Raw genomic sequence first — 20,701 nt, 5'->3', positions numbered from 1 at the left:
CGCCCCCCATGGTCAGCGCGCCAACACAGGTTTTGACAGGCCCGTCGGGATAACCTCGTAGCCGGCCTCCTCGGGTTCGTCATCGACCAGCTCAGTCGGGAAACCGGGTGCTGTGATCTTCAGACCGGTGGCATCTTCGAGGCGGCGAATGATATTCGGCGACAGTTCCCGTTCGCCGTATTTTGCAATCCCGTCATCAAAAATCTCAACCAACAGGGGGCTGATTTCCAGCGGCACATTTGCGGCCTCAGCCAGAGATTGGAACAGGCCAATGTCCTTTTTCACAAGGTCCATCGTAAAGGACACGTCGCGCGATCCATTCAAGATCAACTGGCTTTCGGTTTCATGCACAAAGGATGTCCCAGAGCTGATTTTCATCGCCTCATAGGTCGTGTTCATATCGATGCCCGCGGCCTTCATCGTCACCAGCGCTTCGCAACAGGTCAGCAAGTTGGCGGTGGCAAGATAATTTGTCATCACCTTCAGCGTCGATGCCGACCCGATCTCACCGGTATGCAGAACACGACGACCAAGGGTCGTCAGAGTTGGCAGCATCCGTTCGAACGTCGCGCGATCACAGCCTGCAAAGATCGAGATATTGCCCGTATCGGCGCGATGGCACCCGCCCGAGACAGGGCATTCGATGGCAGAACCGCCTTTTTCGGCCACAAGCGCCGCGAGGCGTTTCACTTCTGAGACTTCTGTGGTGGACATTTCCATCCATATCTTGGTGTCGTCGACATGCGGCAACATCGCTTCGACCACTGCCGCGCAGGCCTGTGGGGATGGCAAACAGGTGATGACAGCATCGCAGGATTGCATCAGTTCCGCAGGGCTTTCCGCAGCTTTTGCGCCTTGGGCGACAAATCCGGCCACCAGTTCGGGGTTGAGATCACAAACCGTCAGATCAAACCCATTGCGCAGCAAACTGCCCGCAAGTTTGCTACCAACATTCCCAAGCCCTACAAATCCCATCCTCATATCGTTTCAATCCCTGAACCGCTGCTTCATAAGCCTCCAGTTTTCGATGACGGGTGGGCGGATATAAAGCAACGGATTCAATGGCTTTGGGTCCGTTTTACTTAAGCGTATCTACCGCCCAAAAGGACAACCCAATTTTGCGCTGTTATGTGCACACTTTTCCAAAATGTACTAAGCGCCAAAAACAAAAAAAATCCATCGAAGATTCCCGACGGCGATGCTGCGTGCTGGCGCGCTGAGAACGTCGACAATAGGGTAATGTTTTTTCTGTGACGCCGCTGTTTTCGTTTTACGACTGGGCGTTGATCGGCAATGCATAGACGTATGATTGGACACATCTTTACTTTGAAGCAGCTTGAGGCGCTCGTTTGGGTCGCCGACCTTGGCAGCTTTCGCAAAGCGGCTGCGCACCTGAATACGACCCAGCCGAACATTTCAGCACGCATCGCTGGGCTTGAGACGACGCTAGGTACGATTTTGATGCAGCGGGATGCGGGGTCCGTGCGGCTGACTGAAAAGGGTGAAGAAATCGTGCAAGCCGCCCGCCGCGTGCTGCGCCAATCCGAAGATTTGATTACCATCGCCGAACGTCCTGATTTGATGCAAGATCGCCTAAGGCTCGGCGTGACAGAACTGATTGCGGGGACGTGGTTGCATCCCTATCTGCGCAAACTCAAGGAAACATACCCCGGGATATCGGTTGAATTGACCGTTGATTTGTCGCGCAATCTGGATCGGGCGCTTAGCAGCCATACGCTTGATTTAACTATTCAAACGGCACCGTTCGCGTTGCCCGTGTCCGGCACCATCGCGCTTGGTGACTATCTTTACGGTTGGGTGGCCGACCCCACGATTGCTGCCGCACTGCCTGGCAAGCAAACGGTCGCAGACCTGACTGCGTTCAATGTATTGACCCATGCGCGGCACACGCAGTCTTTTGTCGAACTGACAGAACATGCTGACAAAACGGGCATCGCCAAGGCGCGGTTTGTGCCGTCCAGCAGCCTATCATCGTGCTTGCAAATGGCGGTCGAAGGGATGGGGGTCGCACTTGTCCCACTTGCCATGGCCGAGCGCGACATTGCGGCCGGTCGGCTGGTCGTGATCGATGCTGACTGGATGGCAAAGCCGCTGCAGGTCGCAGCACGGTTCCATGCCGACAAGGTCGCAGGTTACGTCGCCCAAGCCGCCCAAATCGCGTTGCAGATTGCGGAGACGTATCACACATAAGATCATAAATTTTGATCATAGATATTCACAGAAATAATTGGAACATATCGTGCGTGCGCCGCTAGGATGACGACATCACAGCATAAAGGCGAACAGCATGTCATCTGTCAGATTGGGCGTAGATATCGGCGGAACCTTCACGGACGTCGTGCTGGAAGCCAATGGCGAAAGCTATTCCACGAAGGTTCTGACGACCTATGCTGCGCCTGAAAATGCGATCATCGATGGGATGCATCAGGTCTGTAGCAAGGCGGGCGTGACGCCTGCGGACGTGACACAGATCATTCATGGAACGACGCTTGCCACCAATGCTTTGATCGAACGGCGTGGGGCGAAAACTGCGCTGATCACGACCGAAGGCTTTCGTGATGTGATCGAGATGCGGACGGAAAGCCGGTTTGAACAATATGACTTGAACCTCGTGCTGCCGGACCCGCTTTTGCCGCGTCAGATGCGGTACACCGTGCCTGGGCGGGTTGATGCGACGGGGGCCGAGCTAAAGCCACTGACGCGCGCTGATATCGAACCCGTTGTCGATGCGATTGCACGGGCAGGGTATGAAAGCGTCGCCATCGGGTTGATCCATTCCTACCTGAACGACAGCCATGAAAAGCTGGTGCGCGACGTGCTGGCCGACCGGCTGCCGGACGTCATGATATCGCTGTCGTCCGAGGTATCGCCACAAATGCGCGAATACGAACGGTTCAATACGGTCGTTGCAAACGCCTACATCAAGCCGTTGATGAAGTCCTATTTGGGGCGTTTGAAAGGGCGTTTGGCGGATGAGGGTGTCGGCTGCAATATCTTCCTGATGCATTCAGGCGGCGGAATCATATCGCTGGAAAACGCTGCCGATTTTCCTGTCCGATTGGTTGAATCAGGACCGGCAGGCGGGGCTGTTTTTGCGGCACACATTGCGGCGCGATACGGTTTGGACAAGGTGCTATCCTTCGACATGGGCGGGACGACGGCCAAGATTTGCCTGATCAAAAACCAAACACCCAAGACATCCCGCGTGTTCGAAGTCGCGCGAACCTATCGATTCAAAAAAGGATCAGGGATGCCGATTTCGATCCCGGTGATCGATATGGTGGAAATCGGGGCAGGGGGTGGATCGCTCGCGCATGTGGACGCGATGCGGCAGATTCGCGTCGGCCCGGAAAGCGCGGGATCCGAACCGGGGCCAGCATGCTATGGTCGCGGTGGAGCCAGACCGGCGGTGACAGATGCGGATTTGGTCTTGGGTAAGCTGGATCCAGATAACTTTGCAGGCGGATCAATTCAGTTGCACAGCGACGCGTCGGCTGCAGCCCTTGTTACGGAAATTGGCGAAACGTTGGACATGGACGCGGCGCAAGCGGCCTTCGGCGTTGCCGAGGTGGTCGATGAAAACATGGCAAACGCGGCAAGGGTCCACGCGGTCGAAAACGGCGAAGACCTGTCAGACTACACGATGATCGCCTTTGGCGGGGCGGCCCCGTTGCACGCGGGACGGCTGTGCGAAAAACTGGGTGTTGATCGGTTATTGGTGCCGCCGGGGGCTGGTGTGGGATCGGCGATCGGGTTTCTGCGCGCACCGTTTTCGTTCGAGGCGAACAGGTCTGTCTACATGCGGTTGACGGACTTCGACCCCGCGAAAATCACAACGCTGCTGTCTGATCTGAAAACCGAAGCCACAGGTTTCGTCCGAAACTGCGATGTGCAAAGCCCGATCATTTCGGAATTCAAAGTCTACATGCGCTATTCCGGCCAAGGCTGGGAAATCCCGATCAGCTTGACGGAAGATCAAGCGATGAACCCTGACGTCGCCACATTCGAGGCGCGCTTTATTGCGGATTACACCAAGTTATTCGGACGGGCCGTCGCTGGTATGGATATCGAAATCACGGTCTGGTCCGTGAATGCAACGACACCACCTGAACCCGTCGGACGTGTCGACGAAGCAGAAGCGACGACACCCGCAAAGGTCGCGGGTCAACGGCAGATGTTTGATCCCGCGGTCGCCGACTTCGTCGTCGCCGACATGTTTTCGCGGGGCGATATGACGACAGGACAGCAGTCCGCAGGCCCTGCCGTGGTTGTCGAAGCCGAAACCACGATCATCGTGCCGTCATCGCGTGTTGCAACCCGCCAACCCGACGGCTGCATCGACCTACGCGTGAAAGGATAGACCATGAGCGCCCCATCCAACGTCGCCTATCAAGTCATGTGGAACCGTCTGATTTCGGTCGTGGAAGAACAGGCGCAAGCACTTGTACGCACAGCATTTTCCACATCCGTGCGCGAAGCGGGTGATCTGTCTGCCGGCGTGTATGACCTGCAGGGGCAGATGCTGGCACAAGCCGTGACGGGCACACCCGGACACGTGAATGCCATGGCTGATGCCGTTGCGCATTTCATCCGCCGGATTGGCCGCGATAATATTCATGACGGCGACGTCTATATCACAAACGATCCGTGGGAAGGCACTGGCCACTTGCACGACATCACGATGGTGACGCCGTCCTTTCATCGCGGCGATTTGGTCGGCTTTTTCGCATGCACCGCACATATCGTTGATATCGGCGGTCGTGGTTTTGGGGCCGATGCCGCCAGCGTCTACGAAGAAGGTCTGTACATCCCGATCATGAAGTTTGCTGATCGCGGTGTCGTGGATGAAACGCTTGTTCGCATCGTGCGCGGCAACGTCCGCGAGCCGGATCAACTGATCGGGGACATGTATGCGCTGGCCACGTGCAACGAGATCGGGCATCGCCGATTGATCGACATGATGGATGAATTTGACCTTGCCGATTTGACAGGGATCGCAGCCTTCATTCTGGACAATTCGCGCCGTGCAACAATTGAACGGATCGCCGCCTTACCCCAGACGACAGCAACAGGTGAAATGACCGTGGACGGCTTTGCCGCACCCATCACGTTGAAGGTAAAATTGACGATTTCGAAAGACCGCATTCTGTCGGATTTCGAAGGGACGTCAGGACTTGACAAAAAGGGCATCAATTGTCCGCTTGTCTACGCTAAGGCCTACGCCTGTTACGCACTGAAATGTGCCATCGCGCCGGAAATACCCAACAATGCCGCGTCCTTAGCCCCTTTTGAAATTGCCGCACCGGTCAATTCAATCGTGAATGCAGTGCATCCCGCGCCGGTTGCCTTGCGCCATATCGTCGGTCACTTTGTGCCTGATACGGTTTACAATGCGCTCGATAAAATCTTGCCGGGTGTGGTGCCCGCTGAAGGGGCTGGATGCTTGTGCAATTTCCAGGTCTCTTTGCGGCCGCGTACGGATGCGCCAGCGCCGAATGACGCTGTGCGACGTGAAGTTTTAACATTCAATTCAGGCGGTTCTGGCGCGCGTCCTGCCTTTGACGGGCTTAACGCGACGGCTTTTCCATCCGGTGTGATGACCATGCCAATTGAAGCGACTGAACATGCGGGCCCGGTGATAATTTGGCGCAAGGAATTACGGCCCGATTCTGGCGGTGCCGGACAGCAACGTGGTGGTCTTGGGCAGATGATGGAAGTTGGAGCCCGCGAGGGACACGAATTTGACATCCAAGCTATGTTTGATCGTGTCGATCATCCCGCGCGTGGACGCAGAGGTGGCGCATCAGGTGGGCCGACCACGATCGCGCAGGATGACGGCACGCCGATGCGCGGGAAGGGGAAACAATTCGTCCCACACGGGCGTAAAGTGATGATGGCGTTTCCGGGTGGTGCTGGCTACGGTCAAGCCAAGGACCGATCCGTTGATGCGGTCAAAAAGGACTTGGCACGCGGGTATATTTCTGCGGCATCGGCGGCAGATGATTATGGATTAAGCGCGGCAGATATCGCGTCCGTTCAGGCGGCCGTCCAACGAGGAGAGGACTTATAATGGCGCAATTACCGCAGCACAAAAACTATGACGTTGTTATCATTGGCGGTGCCATGATGGGATCATCGACGGCGTGGTTCCTAAGCAATATGGCCGGATTTCAGGGCAAAGTCTTGGTCGTTGAGATGGACCGCACCTATGCAAATTCGTCGACGGCCCACACGAACAGCTGCATGCGGCAACAGTTCTCGAATGAATTAAACGTCAAAATATCCCAATTTGCGGCTGATTTCGTCAAAAATATGCGTAGTTACATGGGGGACGACCCCCGTGTGCCCGAACTGACGATCCAGAACTACGGGTACATGTATCTGTCGGACAATGATGAATTGACCGCGACCTTACGCGAGAACCAAAAAATCCAGATCGCAGCAGGTGCCGAGACTGAACTGCTGGGAACTGATGAAATTCAGGCGCGGTACCCTTTCTATCAGTTGGACGATATTCAGCTTGGGTCTATCAACCTGAAAGACGAAGGGTATTGGGACGGTGGTTCCGTATTTGATTGGTGGCGGCGGGGTGCAGTAGACAACGGGGTTGAATACATCAGCAACCGTGTCGTTGGCATGGATGTGTCTGGTGGTCGTGTTCAGTCTGTGACGCTCGAAACGGGTGAGGTGATTAGCTGTGGACAAGTGGTAAACACCTCTGGACCACGTGCTGCATTGATGGCGAAAATGGCGGGAATTTCACTTCCTGTCGAGCCTCGCAAGCGTTTCACATGGATATTTAGCGCTGAAAAACCATTGGATCGTGATCTTCCTTTGACGATTGATCCGTCTGGCGTGCACATGCGGCAGGACGGACCGACAACATATTTGGCCGGTGGGCCGCCTGATGATGAAGATGACATCGCCGTTGATCCGGATGATTTCACTATGGATCACGGGCGTTGGGAAAACCACGTTTGGCCGATTATTGCGACACGGATACCGCAATTCGAAGCGATCAAAGTCGTGACAGAATGGGCAGGCCACTATGCCTATAACACCCTCGACCAGAATGCCGTCCTTGGTCCGCATCCAGAGATTACGAATTTTGTGTTCTTGAACGGATTTTCGGGGCACGGTTTGCAGCAATCCCCTGCGATGGGACGTGCCATCGCTGAATGGCTCGCATACGGGGAATACCGTAGCCTCGATATGGCACCGTTTGGGTTTGAACGGGTACTTGAAGGCCGTAAATTTGTTGAAAAGGCAGTGATTTGATGCGCTATCCCACCAACCCATTTACCCACGCCATCGCCGCGAAGCAAAAACAAGTCGGCATTTGGGTAAGCCTGTCTAGCGCATTTGCAGCCGAGGTTGTGGCGCCTGCTGGCTTTGATTGGGCGTTGCTGGATATGGAACATACACCAAGCGATTACTTCACGGTTACAGGCCAGATGCAGGCGTTTGCCGCGACGCAAACCACCGCAATCGTTCGGCCCGAATGGAATGATCCCGTCGTCGTGAAGCGCCTGCTCGATATGGGCGCGCGGGGACTTCTGTTTCCGATGATCCAGTCGGTTGAGGAGGCTGAAAAAGCAGTCGCATCAACGCGCTACCCGCCGCATGGCACCCGTGGCATTTCAGGATCAACGCGCGCAACAGGATTCGGCCGGATCACGGATTATACCGACCGCATCAATGACGAATTGACCGTTATCATCCAGCTTGAAACTGCCCATGCGATTAGTTTGGCCGAAGAGATTGCTGCCGTGGATGGTGTTGATGGCATCTTCTTTGGCCCCGGTGATATCGCCGCTGATATTGGAAAACTTGGCAAACCGCTTGACCCAGCCGTATGGGATTTGGTGATGCCCGCTGCACGTAAACTGATGGACAAAGGCGTCCCTGTCGGCACGCTTGTTATGGATCCGGATTTCGCGGCAAATCTGCTGAACGACGGCTTTACATTCGTTGCCTGTGGTCAGGATACGTCGTTGCTGGCAAAAGCGACAGATGCGGCGCTTGTAACTGTAAAAGCGCAAATAAACACATAGAAAGGCCCAGAATGAAACTAAAGAAACTTGTCCTTACAGGGGCTGCTGGCCGCCTTGGGTCGTACCTACGCGAACCGCTGTCAAAGTTGTGCGACGAACTTGTCTCGACAGACATCAATGATGTTGGAAAGCTCTATGTCGGAGAGACCTTTATTAAGGCCGACCTTGCCAGCTTTGATGACATGATGGGCGTGATCGAAGGCGCGGACATGGTTGTCCACATGGGCGCTTTTGTCGACGAAGGCCCGTTCGAACAGCTTCTTGGTCCAAATTTTGTTGGGTCCTACAATGTGTGGGAAGCGGCGCACAAGCATGGTGTGCGGCGTGTGATCTACGGCAGTTCGATCCACGCGGTTGGCATGTATCCAAAGAACGAATTCATCGATACCGAAGTGCCGCATCGGCCTGACACCTTCTATGGTTTGGCGAAATGCTTTACCGAAGATTTGGGCCGCATGTATTGGGAAAAACGGGGCCTTGAAAGCGTGCATATGCGCATCCTGTCCGCCGCGCAGGTCAACAATCCGCGCGCATTGGGGTCGTGGTTGTCCTACGACGATCTGATCCAACTGGTGACGCGCTGCATCGACACGCCTGTGACAGGTTTCGCGATTATTTACGGTGTTTCCAACAACGACCGGGCACCAGTCGACAACGCAAAAGCCGCGTTTTTGGGGTACCGCCCGAAAGACAACGCCGAACAATTCGCGGAACAAGTACTTGCCGAAGCGGAACCGCTCGACCCGCATGATGTCGGTCATATGTGTCATGGCGGGCCATTCGCCAGCGTCGATCTAGGCAATTCCGGATTGGCCGGGATGAACGTCATCGACGATACGAAAAAGACTTGAATTATTACCCCTTTCGCCCGGATTTTACTGGGCGAAGGGGGTAAAAAATGTGATAATCACGCATGAGATTAGCGTTGAAATTATCGGTCTGTTTTGTGGCGCTGGCGACTGCGTCAACAGCACAAAACCTGCCTGCCCCCGTCACGAATGATGACTATGCGCCGATCGATTTGGCCGAAGCGAAACTGGGGCAATTGCTATTCTACGATCCGATCCTGTCGGGGAATAAATCCGTCGCTTGCGCGACGTGTCACCATCCGGCCTTGGGCACTGCAGATGGCGTTTCCTTGTCATTCGGTGACGGCGGGATTGGGCTGGGCGCAGATCGGAAGTTTGATCCCGATAACATCCCCGAGGAACGCATCCCCCGTAACGCCCCTGCGTTGTTCAATCTTGGTGCACATGAATTTACGGTGATGTTTCATGATGGCAGACTCGAGGCGGACCCGACCAAACCGGGTGGTATTCGGACGCCAATGGATGCGGATATGGTCGTGGGCTTTGCTTCAGTCCTGTCCGCGCAGACGATGTTTCCTGTACTTAGTCGCGATGAAATGGCCGGATCGCATCGCGAAAATGACATTGGTCGCGCCGTGCGGCAGGGCCTGATCGCGGGTGAGGGTGGCGCATGGGATATGATTGCGCGGCGGGTCGCGGACATCCCTGACTACGCAGAGCGGATGGCACAGGTCTATCCACACATTGATGGGCCAAAAGATATTGCTTTCACAGATATTTCGAACGCAATCGCCGTCTTTATGGCGCACGAATGGCGATCTGATACAGCGCCTTTTGACGCGGTTCTGCGTGGGGAACGCGAACTGATAGGCGCCGCTGCGCGCGGGATGGATTTGTTCTATGGCGATGCTGGATGCGCGTCATGTCATAGCGGACCGTTCCTGACGGATCACGATTTCCACGCAATGGGCGCGGCACAAATCGGCCCCGGAAAATCTGCGACATTCGAAGATCATCATCGCGACGAAGGACGTTTTCGCGTAACTGGCGATCCTGCCGATTTCTACGCGTTTCGTACACCTTCGTTGCGCAATGTCGCTTTGACGGGACCTTACGGGCACGCGGGGGGGCACAAAGATTTAGACGTTTTTATCGCAGCCCATGCAAATCCGGTCGCGGGGCTCGAAAACTACGACGCTGCGCAAGCGGTCTTGCCTGCGTTTGATGTGGACGACTTTACCGTCATGAATGATCCCGATCAGGTGGTCGAGATTGCAAAGGCAGTCGTGACCCCGTCCATCAAACTTACCGACGCGGATATCACCGCCTTGATTGCTTTCTTGGACACCTTGACTGATCCGGTCGCCACGACGGGAAGGCTTGGTAGCCCGTCAGTCGTGCCAAGCGGCTTGCCAGTTCCGACCCCAAATTAACGACGGATCGTTACGGTTTTATCAACGTCGGTCTGAAGAAACGTTTCTTCGCCGTCGGGCCAAGTCACAATGACCGTTACGGCGTCGGCAACACCCAGTCCAAAATGCAGGGGAAGCGCTTGGCCACCGGCATGACCACCGCCCACGACTTTTTGCTGCGATTGTGTGCTGTCACCCGTTTCAAACCGGACCGTAGCACCAATCGCATCGGGGTTGGGGCCGTCCTGAATTAGGCGCACCCGCAACCAATGGCCCGTGCCCGGCGTTACATTCCGGTAAAGTTCCAGCGGCGCGCGCCTGTTCGTCACAATCAGGTCAAGCCGCCCGTCCTTATCAAAATCAGCAAATGCCGCACCGCGTGACCGATCCGTGGTTGCAATCCCCGCACCACTAGCCTTTTCAACAAAAGTCCCATCAGCGTTTTGCATCAGCAGGTTGTTCGGATCACGCGTGGCCATCCCCGGCATCTGATCGACGTTGCCTTTCGCGATAAAAATATCCGGAAAACCATCGTTGTCCACGTCGCCAAATTCAGCATGCCAGCCTGTCGATGGCCTGCCGTCATCGCCAATATGCGGGCGCTGTGCGTAGGTCCCGATGCTGTAAGGGGCGGCAGCATATGTGCCATCCGGCTGAGCGATTTGCAGCAATTGATCACCCATAGATGTCAGCATCACTTCGTCCCGGCCATCGCCATTCAGGTCGCGCGACGCGACACCCATGCCCCAAAGCGACACACTTTCCCAACCATCCTCAGCGCCCAAAAAACGTTGTTCGCCGATGTCCCACATTTGTTCAAAGCCGCCTTTGACGTAGTAATGACGGTCGTTCGAAATACGCAACGTCGGCTTGCCGCGGGCATCCCGCGCAGCCAGCATCGATAGCGGACAGAAGCCGGGCGATAGGACTTCGCGTCGGTATCCGTCATCGGTGGGGCGCAGGATAGTGTTCGTGTCGCAGGCCTCAAACGGGCCGTCAGGATCAGTTTGATCGACGTAATTCCCAATCGCGAGCGTCGGGCGCGTGCCGTCCCACCATGCGGAAAATGCCGTGCTCCATTGGTCGGTTTGCGGAATGCCGAAGGCGGCTGTTGCGTCGGTAAAGGTGCAATCGGGTCCCCCTTTTAAAGCAACATTTGCCTCGACCCGCAGCACAAATAGATCCATGATCCCGTCGCTATCCAGATCCAGCGGATAGGCACCGGTGACGCCCGTCAATTGGGGCAGAGGCAAGTCTGTGAAGGTAAAGTCATCATCATTGCGGACTAGTTTCGCGGCGTTGGTCCCGCCCGCAGCGAAAATGTCAGGCAAGTCGTCATTATTACAGTCAAACACAGCAACGCCGCCGCCCACAAAATGATCCCAGCCGCCGTCATAGACGTGGTGGGGCAGTGCAGATGAACGATCCTCGAACATGGGATCGGCTCTGACAATGCCAGCCATGAGGCAAAGCGCAATCGTCGCCCGGATCATGCGGGTTGTGTTTCTTTTGAGAACAACCGGTCGGTCATCGCAGACAACGCCAACGCGGATGCGCCGCGCGCCCAAATCAAATCCCCCCACGCATGGGTTTCGACCATACATGGCGTGCGGCCTTCGGATAACGTCAGCGAATGCATTTCTGCGATGACTTCTTGGCCGTAAAGGTAATCGTACTGCATCCGTTCACCCGACAGGATGATCAGCGGCGGATCGAACAGCTGGATGACGTTGGACAGGCCTGCGGACAAATACCGACCAGCGCGGTTAAATATTGTCTGCGCGGCAAGGTCGCCTGCCTTCGCTTTCAAGAACAGGTTTTCCAACATCTCTTGCGGGCTTTGGTCGGTGTCCAGCGAACGACCAAGTGCAGTTGCTGCTTCGCGGGCCAGTGCGTAGTCGGCCAGATACGCTTCGAGGCAACCACGCTGCCCACAGCGGCACAACGCGCCATCAAGTTGCACCTTTGTGTGGCCCAATTCCAGGCCTTTGCCCTGCGCGCCGCGATACAGCTGGTTGTTAACCACGACCCCCATGCCGACACCGTGTTCAATCGTCACGACGGCAAAGTTATCCATGTCGCGGCCTGCGCCAAACCATAGTTCCGCCAGCGTGAGCACGTTGGCGTCGTTGTCCAGTGACACAGGAATGCCAAATCGAGCGATAAAGGCGTCGCCCAGTGCGACCTCTCGCAGTTGCAACAACGGTGACCACAAAACGGTCCCGGCTTCGTGATCGATGATCCCTGAGACGCCAATCCCGACTGCTTTGACGTCGGCCATGACGTTGCCGGATTCCTCTAGCAGCGTTTCCATCAACGCGCTGATTTCGTCTAGCAGGGCCTCAAGGTCCCGCCGTCCAAGATCATTCGGAAGGCTGCAATCGGCCACCATATTTCCGGCAAAATCAGCCAGAACGGCAGTGTTTTTTTCGTCGGATAACTTAATTCCGATCACATAATGGGCGTCCTGCACGACTTCCAATGCGACTGGTGGGCGTCCACGCCCTGCTTCGCGCGTCAGACCGGCCACTTCACGTAGGTATCCCGCCTCGATCAAGTCTGCCGTTAGCGTCGTGGCCGAACCGGGGCTAATGTCCAGCGCGCGGCTAATGTCTGTGCGCGCCGTCTGCCCGCTTGACCGCACAAATTCGAAAATACGTTGTTTTAGAGTCCGCTTTCCGCCCGTGGTTGACTTCAACCTTGGGCCGCAACCGTTTCCCTGCGGCGTAGAGACATCAAAGTAAGATTCGAGCGTTGAGTCGATCCGCATAAAGTTTAATCCTTAAAGAAACGAGGGCTTTCTCGCTTCTGTTTGCACGAGTTTGCCCGCAAAAATGACATTAGCATAGACCTATTTTGAAAATTTTACGCAACATATCAAATTTTTATTTTGACAACTAAATTAAATAAAGCGACGTTGCTGTATCGGGACCGCTAGGTCCGAATCTTCGCCGCATCACGGTGAGGAATGCATTATCTGGGAGGTAAACATGCATAAACACGTTATCGCAGCCGCAATCGCAGTGGCAGGCTTCGGCTCTGCTGCATTCGCTGATGGCCATGGCATCACAGTCGGCGTGAGCTGGTCCAATTTCCAAGAAGAACGCTGGAAGACAGACGAAGCCGCTATCAAGGGCGCTTTGGAAGCTGCTGGTGCAAACTACGTATCCGCAGACGCGCAATCATCTTCTGCAAAGCAGTTGTCAGACGTTGAAAGCCTGATCGCACAGGGCGTTGATGCGTTGATCATTCTCGCACAAGACAGCTCTGCCATTGGGCCAGCAGTTGATGCAGCCGACGCTGAAGGCATTCCTGTCGTAGGCTATGACCGCTTGATCGAAGACAGCCGCGCGTTCTACCTGACATTCGACAACGTCGAAGTGGGCCGGATGCAGGCACGTGCCGTTCTGGAAGCAGCGCCTTCAGGCCGTTACGTCATGATCAAAGGGTCACCAACCGATCCAAACGCAGACTTCCTGCGTGGCGGTCAGCAAGAAGTGCTGCAAGCGGCGATCGACGCGGGCGACATCACAATTGTTGATGAAGCTTACACAGATGGTTGGTTGCCTGCGAACGCACAGCGCAACATGGAACAGATCCTGACAGCAAACGACAACGGCGTTGATGCTGTTGTGGCGTCGAACGACGGTACTGCTGGTGGTGTTGTTGCGGCTTTGACTGCGCAAGGAATGGAAGGCATTCCTGTGTCCGGCCAAGACGGTGACCACGCTGCGCTGAACCGCGTCGCACTGGGTACGCAAACTGTATCCGTCTGGAAAGACGCGCGCGCCCTTGGTGCAGCAGCTGGCGCAATCGCGGCAGAACTGGCCGCAGCAGACGGTGACATGGTCGCCATCGAAGGCGGCATGGAGTGGACGTCACCTGCAGGCACGACTCTGAACGCAATGTTCCTCGCGCCTGTTCCTGTGACCGCGGCCAACCTGTCCGCTGTCGTTGACGCAGGCTGGATCACACAAGAAGCATTGTGCCAAGGCGTCACAGACGGCCCAGCACCTTGTAACTAAGGGGTTCCTCCCGACTGGGGTCCGCGTTCTTGGACGCGGGCCCTAGGCTTTCACCACCTTCCACCAAAATTTACAGAAATCTGTTGGCCCCACTATACTGTGCGTGGGCCCAGATGGAGCGAGCGTTATGTCAGACCAACCCGAACCGCAAAAGAAGCGCAGTTTTGCGAAAACTTTAGAATTGGACATGCGTCTTTTAGGCATGATAGGCGCGTTCATCGTCGTGGCAGTGGCCTTTAATATCCTGACTGGCGGGCGTTTCCTGACACCGCGCAATATTTTCAACCTGACGATCCAAACGGCCAGTGTTGGTATCATGGCAACCGGTATGGTTTTCGTGATCGTCACGCGCCATATCGACCTATCCGTTGGTGCGATCCTCGCCGCGTGTTCGGCGCTGATGGCGATGACGCAAGTGCGATGGCTGCCTGAAATTCTTGAAATTGGGCATTGGGCCATTCCTTGGATCGCAATCGTCGTCGGCATTGGTTTGGGCGCGCTGATCGGTGCATTCAACGGCTGGCTCGTTGGGTATCAAGGCATCCCCGCATTTATCGTCACGCTTGGCGGTTTTCTGATCTGGCGGAACGTCGGCTGGTACCAAACCAGCGGCCAAACGATCGGCCCGCTTGATAAAACCTTCATGACATTCGGGGGGATCAACGGGACGCTTGGTGGTCCTCTCAGCTGGGCGCTGGGGATTGCCGCGATCATCTTTACGGTCTTCGCAATTTTCAAGTCGCGTCACACGAAATCAACGCATGGCTTTCCGGTGAAACCAATGTGGGCTGAACTTACTATCGCAGGCATATGTGTCGCTGCCATCGCGGGGTTCATCGCGATCCTGACCAATTACACCGTGCCGGAACGCGTCGTTGCACGTGATCCGTCGCGTTATGGCTGTGAGGTCGCTGAAGGCTGTAACGCTGTTTACGGCTTGCCAATCTCAGTCCTTTTGTTGATCGGCATCGCGGCCATCATGACTGTCATCGCGCGGCGCACTCGCTTTGGGCGGTACATCTTCGCGACCGGCGGCAACCCTGACGCAGCAGAGCTGTCTGGCATCAACACACGTTTGCTGACGGTCAAAATCTTCGCCTTGATGGGAGCACTTTGTGCTGTCGCTGCCGTCGTTGCTTCGGCACGTTTGGCGAACCATTCCAACGACCTTGGTACGCTGGACGAACTGCGTGTGATCGCGGCCGCGGTTATCGGCGGCACGGCGCTGTCTGGCGGGATCGGCACGATTTACGGGGCCATCTTGGGCGCACTGATCATGCAATCGCTGCAATCGGGCATGGCCATGGTGGGGGTCGATGCGCCCTTGCAAAACATCGTCGTTGGCGCGGTACTGGTCTTCGCCGTCTTTATCGACATCCAATATCGTAAGCGCGTGGGGGCGAAATAATGGCACCTTTGGTTGAAATGAAAAACGTATCGATTGCCTTTGGCGGTGTGCAGGCGGTCGACAATGTCTCTATCACATTGAATCCCGGCGAAGTTGTTGGGCTGTTGGGGCACAACGGCGCGGGTAAATCAACGCTGATCAAGATGCTCTCCGGCGCCTACAAAATGGACAGCGGCGAGATCTGGATCAACGGCAAGCAGGTGCAGATCAATTCGCCGCGCGATGCCCGCGATAATTCTATCGAGACGATTTACCAGACATTGGCTTTGGCCGATAACCTAGATGCGGCGTCAAATTTGTTCTTGGGACGGGAATTGACAAACGCCATCGGGTTCGTGGATGACGACCGGATGGAAGCGGAAACCCGCAAAATCATGGCGCGCCTGAACCCGAATTTCAAAAAGTTGAAAGAACCGGTATCAGCGCTGTCAGGCGGTCAACGCCAATCGGTGGCGATTGCACGTGCGGTCTATTTTAACGCGAAAATCCTGATCATGGATGAACCAACAGCTGCGCTGGGCGTACACGAAACGGCCATGGTGGCGGAGCTGATTCAAGAGCTGAAAAAGCAAGGTCTCGGCATCTTCCTGATTTCGCACGATACCCGCGAAATGATGGAGCTTTGCGACCGAGTGGCCGTGATGAAGAACGGGCAGATGGTCGGGGCAGAGCGGGTCGAAGACGTCACCGAAGACGACATTCTTTCGATGATCATCCTCGGCAAAAACCCAAAGGCCGCAGCATGAAGTTCATCGGTCTCGACCTTGGAACGTCGTCTTTGAAGGCCATTCTGGTCGACGAAGATCAACGTATCTTGGGCGAACATGCGGTGCCTTTGACGGTCACGCGTACTCAGTCAGGCTGGTCAGAACAAGACCCGCAAAGCTGGTGCGACGCGGCGATCACGGCCCTGTCCGCATTGGCGGCAGCGCATGATTGCAGCGATGTGACTGGGATCGGGCTGGCAGGACACATGCACGGCGCGACGTTGATCGGCAAAGACGACGAAGTCCTGCGGCCCTGCATGTTGTGGAATGACACACGCAGCCACGCGCAAGCAGCTGCAATGGACAACACCCCCGCATTCCGCGATCTGACAGGCAACATCGTCTTTCCGGGTTTCACGGCACCAAAGGTTGACTGGGTTCGTGAAAACGAACCGAATATCTTTGCACGGATTGCCAAGGTTTTGTTGCCAAAGGATTACCTGCGCCTGTTCTTGACGGGTGAATACGTCTCGGAAATGTCCGATGCTGCGGGTACATCATGGCTGGACACGGGCAAACGGGACTGGTCTAACGACCTGCTTTCGGCCTGCCATTTGACCCGCGAACAGATGCCGCGTCTTGTCGAAGGATCGGCCGCATCGGGCAAATTGCGTGCCGAGATTGCCGCGCAAACTGGCCTGCCACAAGCCATCGTCGCAGGTGGGGCAGGGGATAACGCCGCTGCCGCAATCGGGGCAGGCGTTGTGCAAGACGGAACGGCGTTTGTATCGCTCGGCACATCCGGCGTCTTGTTCGCCGCAAACGACCGCTACCGGCCTGATCCGGCGACGGCTGTACACACGTTTTGTCACGCTGTAACAGATACTTGGCACCAAATGGGTGTGATCTTAGCGGCGACTGATGCGCTCGAATGGTTATCGCGTCTAACAGGGCAAACAGCGGCGCAACTGACGGGGGACCTTGGGCCTATACAGGCCCCCTCGCGCACATTGTTCCTTCCTTACCTTGGTGGCGAACGCACGCCGCATAATGACGCAAACATCCGCGGTCAGTTTCTGCATCTTGATCAAGCGACCGACGCGCAAGCGGCCGCGCGTGCCGTTCTGGAAGGCGTCACATATGCCTTTGCAGACTGCCAAGATGCGTTGGCCGCAACCGGCACCACGATCACGGCGGCGTTGGCGATGGGCGGCGGTACGCGGTCGCGCTACTGGCTCGATCTGATTGCCACGACCCTGAACATTCAACTGCAATTACCCGAGGCAGGCGACTTTGGCGCTGCATTGGGGGCCGCACGCCTTGGCATGATGGCGTCGACCGATGCGGGGCCAGAGATCGCCACGCTGCCGCCCATCGCCACCACAATTGATCCAACACCTGCGTTGCACGACGACCTCAAAGCGGGTCACGCACGCTATCGCAAAGCATATTCCGTACTTAAGGACCTGTAATCATGACTGACTTCTTCAACGGCATCTCTAAAATCAAATACGAAGGTCCAAAGACGGACAACGATTTTGCCTTCCGCCACTACAACCCTGACGAAGTTGTCTTGGGTAATCGCATGGAAGATCACTTGCGTTTTGGTGCCGCCTATTGGCATTCGTTCGCATGGCCCGGTGGTGACCCGTTTGGTGGCGAAACATTTGAACGCCCTTGGTTTGGTGACACGCTTGAACTTGCAAAACTGAAGGCCGATGTGGCGTTCGAGATGTTCGATATCCTCGGCGTGCCTTACTACTGTTTCCACGATGCGGACGTGCGGCCCGAAGGCGCTGATTTCGCGGAAAACACGCGCAATCTGGAAGCAATCGTCGATTATTTCGCGGAAAAACAGGATGCATCCGGCATGAAACTGCTGTGGGGCACGGCGAACCTGTTCTCTCACCGTCGTTTCATGGGGGGGGCGGCGACGAACCCAGATCCGGACGTATTTGCGTTTTCGGCTGCGACGATCAAAACTTGCATGGACGCGACGATCAAATTGGGTGGTGAAAACTATGTGCTTTGGGGCGGTCGCGAAGGGTACGAAACGCTTCTGAACACCGACATGGGTCGCGAACGTCAGCAAGCTGGGCGCATGTTGCAGATGGTGGTCGATTACAAACACAAGATGGGGTTCAAGGGCGCGATCCTGATCGAACCCAAGCCGCAAGAGCCGACAAAACATCAGTATGATTTCGACGTTGCGACTGTTTACGGCTTCCTGAAAGACTTTGGTCTGGAAGGCGAAGTGCAGGTTAATATCGAACAAGGCCACGCGATTTTGGCAGGGCATTCGTTTGAACATGAACTGGCTTTGGCGCGCGAGCTTGGCATCTTCGGGTCCATCGACATGAACCGCAACGATTACCAATCTGGCTGGGACACCGACCAGTTCCCGAATAATGTGCCTGAAATGACGTTGGCTTATTACGAAGTGCTGCGGGCGGGTGGTTTCAAAACGGGTGGGACCAACTTCGATGCCAAGCTGCGCCGTCAGTCAATTGATCCAGAGGATCTGATCCTCGCGCATGTCGGCGGCATGGACGCCTGCGCGGCAGGTTTCAAAGCGGCTGCAGCAATGCTGGACGACGGGAAATTGGAAGCAGCCCGTGACGCACGTTACGCGGGGTGGGAAACAGATGCCGGGAAAGCACTGCTCAATTCTGACCTAGATAGCATCACGTCCCGTGTGGTGTCTGAAGGGATCAACCCAACGCCGCGGTCAGGCCGTCAAGAGCGGTTGGAAAACCTCGTGAACCGCTACACTTGATAAATTGCGCGCCTCATCCAGATCGGGTGGGGCGCGTCAAAATGTTGGGGGCTGCGCATGCGCGGGCGGTTGGCCATATTCGACGGGCTTTCCCTTTTCACCCTGAACCGTCCATTTTGCGGCGATCAAATGGAACGTACGCGTTTCAAAACCACTGTCATCGGCGACAAACTGCGGCCGCCACGCGCCTTCGATCTTCATGGGCAGTCGGCTTTTCTTGACGTCGGCCATGTGTTTCTGTCCGTCGCGTAAGGCTTCCAGCCGCGCGATAATTGCAGCGGCTTCCGTAGCCCTTCGTCCGGCGAACGTCACCGCAATTTCAAGATCACCTTTCACAAGTCCCGTAATGATCACATCGTCACGATTATTCTTACGCATGACAGGGATCAGTTCGACGTCCACATGACAAACGGTGTTCTGGAATAGACCGGCATCTTCGTACTGTGGACTGACTTTCTTCGATTTACGGCGCACTTGCATGTGTTGGACCCAGTCTATGATCGTTTGGGCAATTCTATGTTATTGGCGTTAACGAAGGATTATCGTGGTACCTAACGCATGGGCCGTCCCAGAACTTCATGTTCTATTCAGTCGGGTTCTTTTGTCGGAACGATGCGGTGACGCGATCAAACCAGTCCCATTTGCAACGCGCGGCTTTGTTGAAAGACAGGTAGATATCGCGTTGGAAGATCGGTGCATCGGCTGACAGGGTCAGCGTACCGGACGCGACGAACGGCATTGCTAGTCTCTCTGGCAAATAAGCGCTTCCGCCTTCGCGCAAGATATAATCAAGCCCTGTGTTCGCATTGCCGAAGCTGATCCTTGTGCCGATGTCACCGGGAAAGGCTGCGGCGTGATCGCGTCCAAAAACCGTGCCTGCCTCAACAAAGACGTAATCCGATGCGATGCCGTGTGGTGTTTCAAAAAGCTTGATCTGGTCCGGCGATAAGGCGATTTGGTCCTGCCGCGCTGATGTGGCTGATCCGTAGGTCAACGCCAAATCGGCCTTCCCACTGTCCAACCATGCCGCGATATCCGCCTGACTACCCAGCCAAACGGTCAACGCAAAATCAGGTACAGTGTCTTTAATCTGCCGAAAAAGCGTATCCCCGAGATGTGGCCAAAGGTCGTGATCGCATACCAGATTGCAAACGCCAGCCATCCCTGCGGGTAACGACACCTCTTGTCGGGCCTGCTGCCAAAGTTCGGTGATCGTGTCGGCATAGCGAAAAAGCCGTTGGCCAGCCGCCGTCAGCGTTGCCCCTGATTTACTGCGGATCAAAAGGGTTTGTCCCAATGCATCTTCCAGCGTCTTGAGACGAGCGGTCACGGTGGATTGCGTGACGTTCAGCACCTCTGATGCGCGGACAAGGCTGCCGGTTTCGACGATGGTCAGGAAGGTGCGTAATTCTTGTAAGTTCATCACTTAAGTTCGAATTTTTCGAACTTAATGTCCATATTTATTCGTTATCTTGGTTTCATTTCTTCG

At 55.6% G+C, this 20,701-nt stretch carries 17 protein-coding genes; 12 read left to right on the top strand and 5 right to left on the bottom strand.

Annotated features, from left to right (window positions below):
• Positions 1 to 12: 12 nt before the first annotated feature.
• Positions 13 to 981, bottom strand: coding sequence for an NAD(P)-binding domain-containing protein (locus tag AC0L7R_RS16120; protein WP_473657873.1), 969 nt, complete (start codon positions 979 to 981; stop codon positions 13 to 15).
• Between the two features lie 324 nt (positions 982 to 1,305).
• Between AC0L7R_RS16120 and AC0L7R_RS16115 the strand changes: the two genes are divergently transcribed.
• The 7 genes from AC0L7R_RS16115 to AC0L7R_RS16085 all read left to right on the top strand — a co-directional run bounded on the left by AC0L7R_RS16115 (position 1,306) and on the right by AC0L7R_RS16085 (position 10,317).
• Entirely contained in the window at positions 1,306 to 2,211 is a 906-nt protein-coding gene (locus AC0L7R_RS16115; protein WP_473657871.1) for a LysR substrate-binding domain-containing protein, read from the top strand.
• Positions 2,212 to 2,308: 97 nt separating this feature from the next.
• Positions 2,309 to 4,381 carry a hydantoinase/oxoprolinase family protein gene (locus AC0L7R_RS16110; protein WP_473657870.1) on the top strand — a complete coding sequence of 691 codons (2,073 nt, stop codon included), beginning with the start codon at positions 2,309 to 2,311 and terminating at the stop codon, positions 4,379 to 4,381.
• A gap of 3 nt (positions 4,382 to 4,384) precedes the next feature.
• Entirely contained in the window at positions 4,385 to 6,091 is a 1,707-nt protein-coding gene (locus tag AC0L7R_RS16105) for a hydantoinase B/oxoprolinase family protein (protein WP_473657869.1), read from the top strand.
• Complete coding sequence (locus AC0L7R_RS16100; protein WP_473657868.1) at positions 6,091 to 7,299, top strand: FAD-dependent oxidoreductase; 1,209 nt, start codon at positions 6,091 to 6,093, stop codon at positions 7,297 to 7,299. The genes AC0L7R_RS16105 and AC0L7R_RS16100 overlap by 1 nt, the downstream gene beginning before the upstream one ends.
• Entirely contained in the window at positions 7,299 to 8,075 is a 777-nt protein-coding gene (locus tag AC0L7R_RS16095) for an aldolase/citrate lyase family protein (RefSeq protein ID WP_473657867.1), read from the top strand. Before AC0L7R_RS16100 ends, AC0L7R_RS16095 begins: the two co-directional genes overlap by 1 nt.
• Before the next feature lie 11 nt (positions 8,076 to 8,086).
• Positions 8,087 to 8,926, top strand: a complete 840-nt coding sequence (locus AC0L7R_RS16090) for an NAD-dependent epimerase/dehydratase family protein (RefSeq protein WP_473657865.1) — start codon at positions 8,087 to 8,089, stop codon at positions 8,924 to 8,926.
• Between the two features lie 62 nt (positions 8,927 to 8,988).
• Positions 8,989 to 10,317: a cytochrome c peroxidase gene (locus AC0L7R_RS16085; RefSeq protein WP_473657864.1), complete on the top strand. Its 1,329-nt coding sequence runs from the start codon at positions 8,989 to 8,991 to the stop codon at positions 10,315 to 10,317.
• Here the strand turns inward: AC0L7R_RS16085 and AC0L7R_RS16080 are convergent.
• Positions 10,314 to 11,789, bottom strand: coding sequence for an FG-GAP-like repeat-containing protein (locus tag AC0L7R_RS16080; protein ID WP_473657863.1), 1,476 nt, complete (start codon positions 11,787 to 11,789; stop codon positions 10,314 to 10,316). The two genes, AC0L7R_RS16085 and AC0L7R_RS16080, sit on opposite strands and share 4 nt — an antisense overlap.
• A complete protein-coding gene (locus AC0L7R_RS16075; RefSeq protein WP_473657862.1) occupies positions 11,786 to 13,066 on the bottom strand; it encodes an ROK family transcriptional regulator in 1,281 nt (426 codons plus the stop codon). The genes AC0L7R_RS16080 and AC0L7R_RS16075 overlap by 4 nt, the downstream gene beginning before the upstream one ends.
• A 220-nt stretch (positions 13,067 to 13,286) precedes the next feature.
• On the opposite strand from AC0L7R_RS16075, the gene xylF reads away from it, so the two are divergent.
• The 5 genes from xylF to xylA all read left to right on the top strand — a co-directional run bounded on the left by xylF (position 13,287) and on the right by xylA (position 19,212).
• The gene (gene xylF, locus AC0L7R_RS16070) at positions 13,287 to 14,321 is read left to right on the top strand and encodes a D-xylose ABC transporter substrate-binding protein (RefSeq protein WP_348109758.1); all 1,035 of its coding nucleotides are present in this window, start codon (positions 13,287 to 13,289) and stop codon (positions 14,319 to 14,321) included.
• Positions 14,322 to 14,448: 127 nt separating this feature from the next.
• Positions 14,449 to 15,729 (top strand): ABC transporter permease subunit, encoded by a 1,281-nt coding sequence (locus AC0L7R_RS16065; protein WP_473657861.1) that lies wholly within the window; start codon positions 14,449 to 14,451, stop codon positions 15,727 to 15,729.
• Entirely contained in the window at positions 15,729 to 16,475 is a 747-nt protein-coding gene (locus AC0L7R_RS16060) for an ATP-binding cassette domain-containing protein (protein ID WP_247127571.1), read from the top strand. The genes AC0L7R_RS16065 and AC0L7R_RS16060 overlap by 1 nt, the downstream gene beginning before the upstream one ends.
• Positions 16,472 to 17,908, top strand: coding sequence for a xylulokinase (gene xylB, locus AC0L7R_RS16055; RefSeq protein WP_473657860.1), 1,437 nt, complete (start codon positions 16,472 to 16,474; stop codon positions 17,906 to 17,908). Before AC0L7R_RS16060 ends, xylB begins: the two co-directional genes overlap by 4 nt.
• A 2-nt stretch (positions 17,909 to 17,910) precedes the next feature.
• Positions 17,911 to 19,212: a xylose isomerase gene (gene xylA / locus AC0L7R_RS16050; RefSeq protein ID WP_473657859.1), complete on the top strand. Its 1,302-nt coding sequence runs from the start codon at positions 17,911 to 17,913 to the stop codon at positions 19,210 to 19,212.
• A gap of 36 nt (positions 19,213 to 19,248) precedes the next feature.
• Here the strand turns inward: xylA and AC0L7R_RS16045 are convergent, their stop codons facing one another.
• Entirely contained in the window at positions 19,249 to 19,692 is a 444-nt protein-coding gene (locus tag AC0L7R_RS16045; protein ID WP_348109765.1) for a hypothetical protein, read from the bottom strand.
• 103 nt (positions 19,693 to 19,795) lie between these two features.
• Positions 19,796 to 20,635 carry a LysR family transcriptional regulator gene (locus AC0L7R_RS16040; RefSeq protein WP_473657857.1) on the bottom strand — a complete coding sequence of 280 codons (840 nt, stop codon included), beginning with the start codon at positions 20,633 to 20,635 and terminating at the stop codon, positions 19,796 to 19,798.
• Between the last annotated feature and the right edge of the window lie 66 nt (positions 20,636 to 20,701).

The sequence above is a fragment of the Yoonia sp. D2-7 genome (genome assembly GCF_055809435.1).
Note: the sequence above shows the minus strand (reverse complement) of the source record. Positions and strands in the feature narration are given on the sequence as shown.

What these genes read in the sequence shown, in the direction of transcription:
- AC0L7R_RS16120 (WP_473657873.1), bottom strand. Translation starts at nt 981, where the DNA reads ATGAGGATGGGATTTGTAGGGCTTGGGAATGTTGGTAGCAAACTTGCG.
- AC0L7R_RS16115 (WP_473657871.1), top strand. Translation starts at nt 1,306, where the DNA reads ATGATTGGACACATCTTTACTTTGAAGCAGCTTGAGGCGCTCGTTTGG.
- AC0L7R_RS16110 (WP_473657870.1), top strand. Translation starts at nt 2,309, where the DNA reads ATGTCATCTGTCAGATTGGGCGTAGATATCGGCGGAACCTTCACGGAC.
- AC0L7R_RS16105 (WP_473657869.1), top strand. Translation starts at nt 4,385, where the DNA reads ATGAGCGCCCCATCCAACGTCGCCTATCAAGTCATGTGGAACCGTCTG.
- AC0L7R_RS16100 (WP_473657868.1), top strand. Translation starts at nt 6,091, where the DNA reads ATGGCGCAATTACCGCAGCACAAAAACTATGACGTTGTTATCATTGGC.
- AC0L7R_RS16095 (WP_473657867.1), top strand. Translation starts at nt 7,299, where the DNA reads ATGCGCTATCCCACCAACCCATTTACCCACGCCATCGCCGCGAAGCAA.
- AC0L7R_RS16090 (WP_473657865.1), top strand. Translation starts at nt 8,087, where the DNA reads ATGAAACTAAAGAAACTTGTCCTTACAGGGGCTGCTGGCCGCCTTGGG.
- AC0L7R_RS16085 (WP_473657864.1), top strand. Translation starts at nt 8,989, where the DNA reads ATGAGATTAGCGTTGAAATTATCGGTCTGTTTTGTGGCGCTGGCGACT.
- AC0L7R_RS16080 (WP_473657863.1), bottom strand. Translation starts at nt 11,789, where the DNA reads ATGATCCGGGCGACGATTGCGCTTTGCCTCATGGCTGGCATTGTCAGA.
- AC0L7R_RS16075 (WP_473657862.1), bottom strand. Translation starts at nt 13,066, where the DNA reads ATGCGGATCGACTCAACGCTCGAATCTTACTTTGATGTCTCTACGCCG.
- xylF (WP_348109758.1), top strand. Translation starts at nt 13,287, where the DNA reads ATGCATAAACACGTTATCGCAGCCGCAATCGCAGTGGCAGGCTTCGGC.
- AC0L7R_RS16065 (WP_473657861.1), top strand. Translation starts at nt 14,449, where the DNA reads ATGTCAGACCAACCCGAACCGCAAAAGAAGCGCAGTTTTGCGAAAACT.
- AC0L7R_RS16060 (WP_247127571.1), top strand. Translation starts at nt 15,729, where the DNA reads ATGGCACCTTTGGTTGAAATGAAAAACGTATCGATTGCCTTTGGCGGT.
- xylB (WP_473657860.1), top strand. Translation starts at nt 16,472, where the DNA reads ATGAAGTTCATCGGTCTCGACCTTGGAACGTCGTCTTTGAAGGCCATT.
- xylA (WP_473657859.1), top strand. Translation starts at nt 17,911, where the DNA reads ATGACTGACTTCTTCAACGGCATCTCTAAAATCAAATACGAAGGTCCA.
- AC0L7R_RS16045 (WP_348109765.1), bottom strand. Translation starts at nt 19,692, where the DNA reads ATGCAAGTGCGCCGTAAATCGAAGAAAGTCAGTCCACAGTACGAAGAT.
- AC0L7R_RS16040 (WP_473657857.1), bottom strand. Translation starts at nt 20,635, where the DNA reads ATGAACTTACAAGAATTACGCACCTTCCTGACCATCGTCGAAACCGGC.